Source organism: Flavobacterium bomense, assembly GCF_003970355.1.
In genome coordinates this window covers 40,063-52,652 of record NZ_RYDJ01000006.1, presented here as the reverse complement: position 1 = coordinate 52,652, position 12,590 = coordinate 40,063, and the positions used below count along the sequence as shown (strand labels likewise).

Sequence of the window (12,590 nt, the reverse complement as noted above, 5' to 3'; positions counted from 1 at the left end):
TTAAAAATCACAGATGGAATCTATTAGAAACATTGCAATTATTGCCCACGTCGATCACGGTAAAACAACTTTGGTTGATAAAATTATGTATCACTGTCAGTTATTTCGCGATAACGAAAATACAGGTGACTTAATCCTTGACAACAACGACTTAGAGCGTGAAAGAGGTATTACCATTACTTCAAAGAATGTTTCTGTAGTATACAAAGGAACAAAAATCAACATTATTGATACTCCTGGTCACGCCGATTTTGGTGGAGAGGTAGAGCGTGTATTGAATATGGCTGATGGTGTTTGTCTACTAGTAGATGCATTTGAAGGGCCTATGCCACAAACTCGTTTTGTATTACAGAAAGCACTAGACCTTGGTTTGAAACCATGCGTTGTTATTAATAAAGTAGATAAAGAAAACTGTACTCCTGAAGAAGTGCATGAAAAAGTTTTTGACTTAATGTTCGAATTAGGAGCAGAAGAGTGGCAGTTAGATTTTCCAACAGTTTACGGATCAGCTAAGAACAATTGGATGTCTGATCATTGGGAAAACGTAACTGATAATGTGGAAGCATTATTAGATATGGTTATTGCTAATGTACCGGCTCCTAAAGTATCAGAAGGAACTCCTCAAATGTTGATTACTTCATTAGACTTCTCTGCTTTTACAGGTCGTATCGCTATTGGTCGTTTAGAAAGAGGTGTTTTGAAAGAAGGAATGCAGATTTCTTTGTGCAAAAGAGATGGTGTAATCATGAAATCACGTATTAAAGAATTACATACTTTTGAAGGATTAGGTCGTAAAAAAGTGCAAGAAGTAATTGCTGGAGATATTTGTGCAATTATTGGAGTTGAAGGTTTTGAAATTGGGGATACTATCGCTGATTTTGAAAATCCGGAAGCCTTACAAACAATTACTATTGATGAGCCAACGATGAGTATGTTATTTACCATCAATGACTCTCCTTTCTTTGGGAAAGAAGGTAAATTTGTAACTTCTCGTCATATCAGAGACAGGTTGAATAAAGAATTGGAAAAAAACTTAGCGATGAAATTGGGTGAAACTGATTCAGCGGATAAGTTCATGGTTTTTGGTCGTGGAGTACTTCACTTGTCTGTTCTTATTGAAACAATGAGAAGAGAAGGGTATGAGTTACAAATTGGGCAACCACAAGTTATCATCAAAGAAATTGATGGCAAAAAATGTGAGCCAATTGAGGAATTGACAATCGACTTACCAGAGAATTTGTCTGGAAGAGCGGTAGAGTTTGTTTCTTTCCGTAAAGGAGAAATGTTGAGTATGGAAACTAAAGGGGAGCGTATGATCATAAAATTCAATATCCCGTCTCGTGGAATCATTGGATTGCGTAACCTATTGCTTACTGCTACAGCTGGTGAGGCTATTATGGCACACCGTTTTATAGGATATGAGCCTTACAAAGGAGAAATTTCTGGACGTAACAAAGGGTCATTGATTTCTATGGAAAAAGGAAAAGCGATTCCTTACTCTATCGATAAATTGCAAGATCGTGGTAGATTCTTCGTTAATCCTAATGATGAAATTTACGAAGGTCAAGTAATTGGAGAAAACTCCCGTAGCGATGATATGTGTGTCAACGTAACTAAAGAGAAAAAACAATCTAACGTTCGTTCATCAGGAAATGATGATAAAGCTAGAATTATTCCTCCAGTTATTTTCTCTCTTGAAGAAGCTTTAGAGTACATTCAAAAAGATGAATATGTTGAGGTAACTCCAAAATCGATTCGTTTGAGAAAAATATATTTGACAGAAACGGATAGAAAAAGATTTAAAATCTAATTTTATTTTTATAAAACTGAAAAGCCATTCGTTGATTCGAATGGCTTTTTTTTTGGTGTTTAGATCCCTTTTATTGGTTTTAATTCGCTGTTTGCTACACAATTTTAATGGTCTCTTGTGAGGTATAAATGTCAGTTGTTTTTTTTGCGACACATTTTAACTATGACGGTATTGTACCATAAAATTTAGATTAATTGATATTCATAAATAATATTATCCGGGATTTGCATGAGGGATAGCAGCAAGCTACCGAAGTAGCGCGGATAGCCCGACAGCATAAATAGAAAGGGCTAATTCCGCATATTGATGAGTAGGCCTTTTCTATTTATGGTGGCATGCCCTATTAATTGTTTTATCGTTTCAAACTAAAATGACCTTTAGCTTCTCTTCCATCAGCTAATTTTATGGTATACCAATAATCATCAGAGGGTAATGGCTGCCCTGTAAAAGTACCGTCCCAGCCTTGACTGGAAGCTGTAATTTGTTTTAGTAATTTGCCGTATCTATCATAAATATAGATGGTAGAATTTGCATTAAAATCAGCATTTACTCCTTTTACATTCCAATAATCATTTTGGCCGTCTCCATTTGGAGTGAAAAATTTAGGTACGCCAATTAAGGCTATTTTTTGGCTCACTGTTCCACAACCATTTTTGTCATTGATGTATACTTCATGAATTCCAGCTGGTACATAATCAAAGAAATTTGAATCTTGAAAAGGTCCGGACGGAGCATCAAGACTGTATTCATAAATTCCTTTTCCGGATACATTAACGGTTACCGTATTTGTATCTGCTAGATCAACTACATCAATGCTGGTAATACTAGCAATATCAGAAGCTGTAACTTTTATAGTTCGAATTCTAGAACATCCTGAAACTGTTCTTACTTCTACAGTGTAGTTTCCTTCTTGATTTACATCTAGCGTGTAGTTGTTCTCATTTGGTAGAAGAACGTTATCTTTAAACCATTTATAGGTGTAGTCAGTAGTTGGGGATCCATCTTGAATCCCTGCATTTAGTGTTACAAAAAAAGTAGGAAGATTAGAGCATACCAATTCGTTTTCTGATCCATCAGAATTTAAGTTTATAGGTGGTAAACTATTTACAATGAAAGGTAAAATAATTGAAGCTTTACAGGTTGAGTTAGCAGTATTCTCCACAACGGCTGTAATGTTTTGGGTGCTGCTAATGAAAGGATTTGGCAACGGACTAGATAAAGAAGCTCCATTTGCATCAAAATATTTGACAACCATTCCTGTTTGATTTCCTAAAATCGTATTCTGAAAAGTACTCGTATTAAAACCAAACTTACCATCTTGTAACAGAGGATCTATTTCATCATCACATACGGTTGTTAAATTTACAGTTACTTGGAAAGCTTCTGGAAGATCATCCACTGTGAATGTTATCAAAGTTTCGTCAAAACATTTTAAAGTTGAATTATTAGTAACAATTGCTTTTATCGTTTGTGTGCCTGTAGTATAGGTTGAAGGAAATGGGCTTGATATCGAATTGTTGTTTTGATCAAAATAAGTAACAGTAACATTAGTTTGTCCTTGTTTTAAATCAGATTCTAATGTAGCTGTATTAAAAGTATATTTTCCATCTTGGTTGTCATCACATTGTCTTGGGATAGACACAGCGTAAGCAAACGGAAGTTTTTCAACTGTAAGTGTTACGTAATGTCCCAAGCCATAACAAGCATTATCTGTATCACTGTCTACGCGGCCCCAAATTTCTTGAGTGTTTACGTAACCAATATTTCTGTAATTAGAGATATTGGTGATTGCATTTATTTCTGCTAATGCATCGGCTTGATTGCGATAAAATGTTATTGTATAATTTCCCGCGGGTAATAAATTTTTTATATCTGTTTCTGCACTGCTAAAGTCAAAAGTACTTACACCATCTCTTTTATCATTGTTTGCATTGTTATTGCCGTTTATGTCTAATAAATCATCACATTGCACGAACTTTCTTTTGAATGTACTTGGAATTTGTGTTGCTAAAACTTTTAGGGTCAATTCAGCTACACTAAAACAACCATTAGAATTAAGTACTCTTGCATATACTTTCATAATTCTAGGTGTTGTATTCGTAAAAGCCTTAGGCGTACTAATTAACTCTGAAGCGTTTGCCGTTGTAGCACCTAAAAATGAAGTGTAGTAAGAAAAGGTTTCATTTGCAAAATTGCTTGAAATCTCATCATTTTTAACCGTTAGATTAAATGTGGTTACCTCATCTAAATCATCGTCACATTGAATAATCGTTGCATTATTTACTGTTGGTAACGTATATACAATTAAAGTAGTGTCATTTGAAAGTAAGCCACAACTGTTTCCAATTTTATCTAATTTTACACGATATTTATATCCATTCATTGTGGTTTTTACACTGGTAACAGTCAAGGAATTTGTAGTTACTCCAGAATATGTTGCGTTGTTTGTAATATTATTCCAAATAGTTCCATTAGTGGATACTTGCCATTGATAGATGTTTCCACCATTATCAGCTAGAGTAATTACTGCATTTTGTAGTTCACAAGTTGGCGAAACTGTTGGTTGTGTTGTTATAGTTATAGGAGCAGCGGTAGTGTAATTACTATTTGGTGTAGTATATCCTAAGCCGCTTATTACTTGACCATTTGTATTTACTGAAACTGGATTATTGCCCAATACTCCGTCATTGTTTGGGTCTAAGAATCCGGCTTCGATGACATCATTGCATAAATCACCATCAGCATCTAAATCACGATAATTTCTGATTCCATCAGAATCAAGGTCATTTCCCGTTTCTATTGAATCTAAAATCCCATCGTTATCACTATCTAAATCCAAATAATCAGGGACACTATCGAGATCGGTATCAATAGGAGTAAGTCCTGGCTCAAACGCATTATCAATTCCGTTTTTATTGGTATCGGTATTTGTTGGTACTACAGTAGCATTTATTTGTGCTTCAATGGTATCTGCAATTCCATCATTATCGCTATCACTGTCTAATTGATCCGCAATTCCGTCATTATCGGAGTTTTTAGGAACGCAAACAGCGTTTACTGTTAATGTGGATTTATTGGAATTAGTATCCGATAAATTTTTATGAGTGAAACTAATTGAGTTCGATAAATAGGTTAAAAACTGAAATGTCCCTGTACCTGCTGCCAATGGAGTGATGCTGTTTAATCTAAATCTGATTTCAAATGAAGAATGCTGTTTTACCCCACTTTCATAGATGCCATCATAGTTAGTATCAATTAATAGTTGGTCACTTGGATTTAGTACAGTAATGGTTTTGTTTACATCTGAATTTACTATATATTCAGCATCAGCATTCAGCAAGTCAGTTGCATTTGCGGTAATAGGATATTTCATTTCGAGACTGATTGGATTAGAAAAAGTCATTTTATAACTAACAAAGTTTCCTTTTCCTGCTGGTACATTGGAAATAAAACTTCCGTCACTGCTTCCAATAAATGGCGTTGTACTTGCAGTTGTTGACGTGGTAATTGTTCCAGTAAATGAATTTAAGTAAAGACCAACTGCTACAGTTCCATTTGAAGGATTTGAAAGATCCAAGACTTGATTTCCATAGGATTCTGTGCAATTTGTAATACCGTCTTTGTCATTATCAAGATCAATATTGTCATTTACGGTGTCAAGATCTGTATCTGTTTCGCAAGTACTAACAGGAATTAAATCAGACAATACAGGTGGAGAATTACATCCTGAAATACTGCCTCGTACTTGATAGTAACCTGGCTGCGTTGGGGTATAAGAATTGCTGTTTGTATTAGGTATTACTGCGTTATTGAAATACCATTCAAAACTATCATATGATGAAAGTGAACTTACTTTTAGAATAACATTTGGGATGCAATTTGAATTAGATACTGTAATTTTATCAGTTACAATTTCTGGTTTTGTGTCAAAACCGGAATAATAACCGCCATAAGTAGCCGCGCCATTTGTCCCAAAGTAAGAAACATAGACTTGTCTGGTGGATTTTACTGATATATTGCCGAATAAACCATTACTTGTATATCTCACAAAACCTGAATTTCCTGTTACAGGAATAGCAGTGTTATTATTGAGCGTATTGTTGTTTACAGTCACGGTAGCTCCTGTTTCAGTAACGATATTCAATCCGCCATTATAAATTGTGCTTCCTATCAATTCAATAGAAGGTATATTATCAACAATGCTTGGCGTTGCACAATTTAAGGGCGGGACAAAAAATAAATTTTGATTGGCAGGAGAATTACTTCCCCCAATACTTTGATACGCAAATACACTTTCGGATGCTTTTACATAAAGATTTCCATTGACAAATTGGTTCCCATCTATAGCGATATAATCACCAGGATTATTTAACGTTATATAGGGAGTTATGCCATCATTGAGGTATATTGAGGTTAATGGTTTATTAGCAATCAATAAAACACGTTCTAACTCCTCGTTCGGAACCGCACCAAGTCCTTTAACAAAAATATATTCTTTACCCGTTTTTTCAAAAGGGACAATTTGGTCAAAACCGACATCTCTGCCTGCGGGAGAGCCCTGAGCATTAAATAATGTACTGTTACTGCCTCCAAAAGATCCTGAATTAACTACTACTGGTTTGTCTGATTCAACTAAAGCGCCAATCATTTTAGAGCTGTTAGACACGGAATTGTTGTAGTTTTCAAGTGCAATAACATAACTTTCGTTTTTATTTAGATTAGCAGTGATAGGTCCAGAAACAACTGTTCCATCTGTTAAAATAGTTCCAAAAGGAATATTAGAAAGAGTAATCTTTGTTCCATTTTCTGTAGCAAATACTGAAGCGAAATTTAAAAGTGATGTATCAAAAAGAGGATTTAGCATTGCGCCCAATCTAAATGTAGTTCCCAGCGCACTATTTCCTTTTGACACTAATCCTCCCGCATGCACATACGATACTATTCCATTTTGTATATTTCTACCGGCATTGACTCTAACGCTTACATAAATTAAATCCTGAGCTTCAACAATGTAACCTTTATTAGCAATAACTCCTATTTGAGTTTTAGAAGTAAATAACTGTGTGTCGATTCCTTGTCCAATATCATGTCTGTAAGGATTACTGTTATTGACTGTTGCTGAAATAGTCGCTCCGCCAATCGCTGTAATTTCGAGTTTTACATTGGTAATACTAGGAGTAGAAATATATAAATAATGATCACCGGGTAAATTATTACTTGCCGCCGTAAGAGGCGGTATATAATGTGTTTTGCTAAATTGAGCAAAGCAACTTATTGATAAAAAAGTGAAGAAAATAAGTAAAGTTTTTTTCATGTGTTAAAAATAACAAAATTTATATTATCTTCTTACTGAAAAATCGCCTTTTATTACTTTGCCAGTATCAAATTCCAGCTTTTCACTGACTTTTGCAGATTGGATTCCTTTGATTTTGCAAACCAACTTTAAGTTTTCCTTAGCCGTCATGTAGGGATAAAAGTTAGGTATTTCAATAATGGTACCCACTTTTTTCAAGGCTTCATGAGTTTTCATTGTCCCGCCAAAAGCGGTATACACTGGAGGTTTTATTGACCACATTCAGCGCAATTCCTAAAGTAGTTGATTTCCCGCTGCCGTTAGGACCTAGAATCCCGTATACAGTACCTTTTTGTATTTCGAAAGAAACGTTTTTTAAAGCTTGAAGTGTGCCATAACGTTTGTGGAGATTTTTAATAAAGAGTATCGTTTCCAAAGGGGTCATCTTTATAATTTTATATAGGACGAATAAGGTATGATTTTGGTACTCTAAAATTCATTTTAGTTTATTTCTTCGATTAATTTACGTAATAAATCTAATTTTTGTGACGTAATAGGTTTGTCGATATAGTCTTTTACTACACGGTATTTTTTTGTCTTTTCAATATCATTAGGGTCAATTGAGGATGTCATGATGAAAATTGTAATTTTTTTTTCTAAGGCTATCAGCAAAAATTCATCTAAAAATTGCCAACCATCCATGACCGGCATATTTAAATCTAATAAAATAGTGTCCGGCAGGTTTTCATTAGTATCAAAACAATGTTTTAATTTATCTAAGGCTAATTGGGGATTATGAAAAGATTCAATTTCGTCACAAAACTTATTTTTAGAAATGAGAATGCTCATCAATTTTACATTTAATTTATCATCGTCAATGATGTATGTTAATTTATTCTTCATATAAATAAATTTTAAAATTAGAACCTTGCCCCACTTCACTTTCTACTTCAATTTTTCCACCCATGGCTTCCAGCTGGTTTTTGGTTAAGAATAATCCAATTCCTTTCGCGTCTTCATTGCCGTGAAACGTTTTGTACATACCAAAAAGCTTGTGACCATTTTTTTCTAAATCTAATCCCAAACCATTATCTTTGAAATTGATAATGCTGTAATTGTCTTTAGCTTCGTAGCTAATTTCTAAAGTTGCAGTTCTATGGGGGGATTTATATTTAATCGCATTGGTAAATAAGTTAAGTAATATGCTGTCTAAATAAGCGGGGATAGCATTTACAATCAAATGGTCAGGAATGGTGTGAGTAATTACTATTTGACTCTCTTTGATGGCCTGACTCAAAGCCATTCTTGTTTTTTCAATTTCTTGCCTTAAGCGAATTCCTTTCTTTTCAATATTTATTTTTTGCTGAATGGTTATAATCTCATTCAAATATTCAATTGTTTCAGAGAGTTTTTGGGTGCCTTCTTTGAATAAATCAAAATAAGATAGTTTTTCAGTAATATCATCGGTATGATCTATCACATCAATTACCATAGATAGATTGCTGGTGTGGGAGCGGATGTTGTGGGAAACAATATGCGTGAAATTGTATAATTTATTATTTTGAATGTTGGTAATATCCAATAATTTTTTTAACTCTATTTCTTTTTCAATTCTTGAGGTTACATTTCGGCCTACGCCTATGAAATGAATAAAGGTATTATGGCTGTCAAATACCGTTGTTATATTAAGTTCAAACCAATATTTTTCTTTGTTTTTAGTGTAATTAAGAATGGTGATTTTTATACTTTCCTGATTCTGAATTGCCTTTCGCAGGAATTCGCAGGCTTGTTCATCCGTTTCTGGACCTTTAGAGGCATAGCCGGGTTTTTGGCCTATTACTTCTTCCATTTTCAACCCTGTAAGGTCTAAATAAGCCTGATTTGCCCATACTGCTTCACCGTTAGGATTTGCAATTACAATGGTGTCTGTAGTTTCGGAGGCTGCTAGGGAAAGCAAACTCATTTTTGCTTCAACATTTTTTCTTTCGCTGATATCTCTGACAAAACAGACTAAATAGGTAATGTTGTCCACCATAAATTTTTTGCCTGAAGCAATTTCAACAGCAATTGATTTTCCAGATTTGGTCCTTAAGGATGTTTCGTTGACAGTATATTCATTCTTTGTTAAATTGTATTTCAAGAAAAAACGAAGCTCTTTTCTAAATGTCATAGGAAACAGTTTCGAATGGTGTATTCCTTTGATTTCCGAATCATAATATCCGGTAAGTTCGGTGGATCTGGAATTACAGTCTGTAATAATACCATTAGAGGTATCTATAATTAGGATGGCATCATTGGCACTGGAAAAAACAGAAGAGAATTTTTCAACACTGAGCTGAAGTTCATTGATTAGATTTTGCTCCTTTGTAATGTCTTGAAAAGTACCTAGTAGAGATACTGCTTTTCCATCAATCACATCGACTTGACAAATGCATTCTACATATTTGATATTGTTTTTTGCGGTCGTAATCTCAAATTTATCACTAAATGGAATCCCGTGGTTTATTGCACTATTAATAAGAACTTTGATTCGGTCTCTATTCTCACCCATGGTGTAAAAATTAATTCCATTCCCAATTATGGGTTCATAATTTTCAGGAACTTCTAGAATACATTTCGTAACCGCATCCCAAAAAATGTGATTCGTTTGCAGGTCCATTTTCCATATTCCAATCTTAGCTGATTGAGCCGCCCTGAAATAAAGTTCTAGTTTGTTCTTCATCAGTAGGTTTTAAATAGTTAAAGAGTCTTGGAGACTACCAAATATAAAGGTTATTTTTTTTTGTATCAAATATTTTTAACATAAAATGATGGTTTTGCTATTTATATCTTATTTTATTGTCTAGTCAGTATTTATTTTATGAAAAAAAATGAGAATTTATTAAAATATCTTTTAGAAACTAATCGCAAGCAACGCCTTAATTTATCGTAAATTTGTATTAAATTTTTTTTTCAATGAGTGAGCCAGTAATGCTTTTTAAAAAACCATCCTATCCTGTAAATAAATCACTTTTAGAATACTTGGGACGGTTTGATCGCTTGTCAAAAGTTTCTATTTTTTACGATGACTTATTGCGTTTTTCCGGATCAATAACGGTCTATGATAAAAATGACCAGGATACGTTATGGATACGGGTATACTACAATGATTTTGAGCGAGAAGAAATTGATTTGAATCTAAAAAAAATCTATTCACTACTCCATTCTGACGGTAATCTGGGGATTATCAAATTCTTGAATGTGGATTCCATTGATTACTGCACTTTTGGAAATTCAAAACCTTTTCGAATAAAAGTCAGGAACATACTAAATGATAATTACACCCATTTTTATATTAAAAAAGCAGATGCTTCTCGTATTTACGGACTGGAGTTAGAGCATATTCTTTCTCCGGACAAAATAAATTTTTTAGTATATGAAGACACTTTAATAGAAGAACATATTATGGGGATTCCTGGTGATGTGTTTATGAAAACACTGCTCATTGATTGCACCGAAACCGAAAAAGCGCAAATAGCCAAAGAATTTGTCAAGTTCAATGAACGCTGTATGATTCGATTATTAGGGGATATGCGTTCCTATAATTATGTAATTGTGCCCACCCATGATTTTGATCAAGTGGTCTATAAAATACGTGCTATTGATTTTGATCAGCAATGCTACGAAGGAAATTTCAAAGTGTACCGCCCTCAGTTTTTTAAAGAAAATTACCCCATGGTAAAATTAGTTAAAGAAAAGCTTCAAAACAGTTCCATAGAGCAATATAAGGATGAAGAAAGAGCCGTTTTAGCCAAAAGAATCCTTTCTGCCGAAAACAGGATCAAGCGGTTGTTGAAAATTATGCGCGAGGACGTAATTGCTCCCGAGGCACATATTGAACAATTGCGATTAGAGCTTTATCGGTACACCAATGATTTGAATTTTAAAAGTGCAAAATCAATGGGCGGTATCATGAGTGCAGCTTTTCATTTTATTACCAGAAATTTCAAAACCAGTACTTTATTCAAAACAAAAGTATAAATTTCCTTGTTTTTCAGTTGAATCACGGTATTGCTGTGTTTTAAAAAAATTACCTAGTTTAAACTGGAAAACGCTCGATTTTTAGGAGTAATGCTTTGGCATAATTGGCGTGACAATCTACATTGGCACCCGCAATTTCTTCCAAGGCTTCGATAAGCTTATGAAATGAAATCAAGGTTTTAAACGGACTTTCTTTGAAAAATGGATGCGCCATTTTTGGTAGTTTTTAAGAACCGTAAATTTACAAGGTTGGTTTTTGCATTTATTTCTAAAAAAAATCTCCAATTACACTTTCGTAATTGGAGATTGATATCATTATTGGTGCTTTAAACGGCAATAGAACACTGTAAACTTAAACTAGCTCTTCTCTTCTTTGTTGAAATAAACGAGATAGTAGTACATTTGTTTTTCCTCGTCCCATCCTTTTTCAACATATTTTTCAGCACTTTCAGGATTGATAAAATCCATTTTAATTTGGATGTGTGTGTCTAAATTAATGATGTTTTTGATTGATTTTCTAGCATCAGAAACTGCTGCATTTGCAATAGGAAAAGAAGTAACATCTTCAATACTGTATTTTTCTCCTTTGTCCATTTTGTAGTTCTTGAATTCAGGAATAAGGTCTGGATTGTCTAAAACTTCGTTCAGGAAATTAGTTTCTTCAAACTGATCATTTTTGGCAAAATAGTTCACGGAACGGTTCATGAACATTACTTCTTCTTTCTTGTCCTCGGCTGGGAAAACAACATCCTTAGCAAAGTTCTGACAAAATTTTAAATACTTTTTAGTGATAAAGTTTTCATCCTCAAAAGCATCTACTGATAAGAAATGCTCTAGCCAGTATCTGGCATCGTAGCGGTTGCTGTCAACAGTCAGGATTTTGTATCCTTCCTCTTTTTTATAATTAAAAATGATGCAGCCTTTATCTAACTTGTTTAAACTCACACCTTGTTGCAAAATCATCTCTAAATGGGTTGCTTTTTCTTCAAACTGCAAGAAATCTGCTTGTATTTCACTTTTGAAAATCCCTATCGCATCCACGACATTATTATCAATACTTACGTTAGATAAATATGTAACGTACACTTCGCCATTCTTGATATGCGGATGATTGGATTGCTCAAATAAGTGGGTTGTGATTTTTTTAGAAATCTCATGAACGCTACTTGGATTGTCAAAAACTTCTGTTGCAAACTTGAACATATCATTGTAATCCAAATCAATTTCATGGGCAAACTGAAAATAGTTTTCTTCTTTTTCTCTAAAGGGTTTAAAGAAAAATTCTTTCATCAAGGGAACAATTTCATCATTTAAATTAAAGGGCTGCTCTGATAAAAAAATGGCTTCGTTTCTGCTTTTATTACCCACTCTATGAATGGATAAGTTCTCGATGTGTGTGTTATATAAGTTGATCATGTTTTTTATAAGATTTCCTCCCCTCAGTCCCTTCCTAAGGAGGGGTAGATG

Annotated in this window: 7 protein-coding genes and 1 pseudogene; 2 read left to right on the top strand and 6 right to left on the bottom strand. The window is 34.1% G+C overall.

Going from position 1 to position 12,590, the window contains the following annotated elements; translation table 11 throughout:
- Window positions 1-13 precede the first annotated feature (13 nt).
- Window positions 14-1,810, top strand: a complete 1,797-nt coding sequence (typA, locus tag EKL98_RS07175; RefSeq protein ID WP_126456299.1) for a translational GTPase TypA — start codon at window positions 14-16, stop codon at window positions 1,808-1,810.
- Between the two features lie 352 nt (window positions 1,811-2,162).
- Here the strand turns inward: typA and EKL98_RS07170 are convergent, their stop codons facing one another.
- From EKL98_RS07170 to EKL98_RS07155, 4 genes and pseudogenes are all read right to left on the bottom strand, one after another.
- The gene (locus EKL98_RS07170; RefSeq protein ID WP_126561910.1) at window positions 2,163-7,124 is read right to left on the bottom strand and encodes a T9SS type B sorting domain-containing protein; all 4,962 of its coding nucleotides are present in this window, start codon (window positions 7,122-7,124) and stop codon (window positions 2,163-2,165) included.
- A gap of 72 nt (window positions 7,125-7,196) precedes the next feature.
- A pseudogene (locus EKL98_RS07165) lies at window positions 7,197-7,539 on the bottom strand (ATP-binding cassette domain-containing protein); the annotation flags it as partial.
- A 65-nt stretch (window positions 7,540-7,604) separates the two neighbouring features.
- Window positions 7,605-8,006, bottom strand: a complete 402-nt coding sequence (locus EKL98_RS07160; protein ID WP_126561909.1) for a response regulator — start codon at window positions 8,004-8,006, stop codon at window positions 7,605-7,607.
- A complete protein-coding gene (locus tag EKL98_RS07155; protein WP_126460397.1) occupies window positions 7,996-9,825 on the bottom strand; it encodes a PAS domain-containing sensor histidine kinase in 1,830 nt (609 codons plus the stop codon). Before EKL98_RS07155 ends, EKL98_RS07160 begins: the two co-directional genes overlap by 11 nt.
- Before the next feature lie 233 nt (window positions 9,826-10,058).
- On the opposite strand from EKL98_RS07155, the gene EKL98_RS07150 reads away from it, so the two are divergent.
- Window positions 10,059-11,123, top strand: a complete 1,065-nt coding sequence (locus EKL98_RS07150; protein ID WP_126460400.1) for a hypothetical protein — start codon at window positions 10,059-10,061, stop codon at window positions 11,121-11,123.
- Between the two features lie 58 nt (window positions 11,124-11,181).
- On the opposite strand, the gene EKL98_RS17580 is transcribed toward EKL98_RS07150, so the two are convergent.
- The gene (locus EKL98_RS17580) at window positions 11,182-11,337 is read right to left on the bottom strand and encodes a hypothetical protein (protein WP_158614849.1); all 156 of its coding nucleotides are present in this window, start codon (window positions 11,335-11,337) and stop codon (window positions 11,182-11,184) included.
- A 143-nt stretch (window positions 11,338-11,480) separates the two neighbouring features.
- Window positions 11,481-12,539 carry a nucleoid-associated protein gene (locus EKL98_RS07145; protein ID WP_126460403.1) on the bottom strand — a complete coding sequence of 353 codons (1,059 nt, stop codon included), beginning with the start codon at window positions 12,537-12,539 and terminating at the stop codon, window positions 11,481-11,483.
- Window positions 12,540-12,590 lie beyond the last annotated feature (51 nt).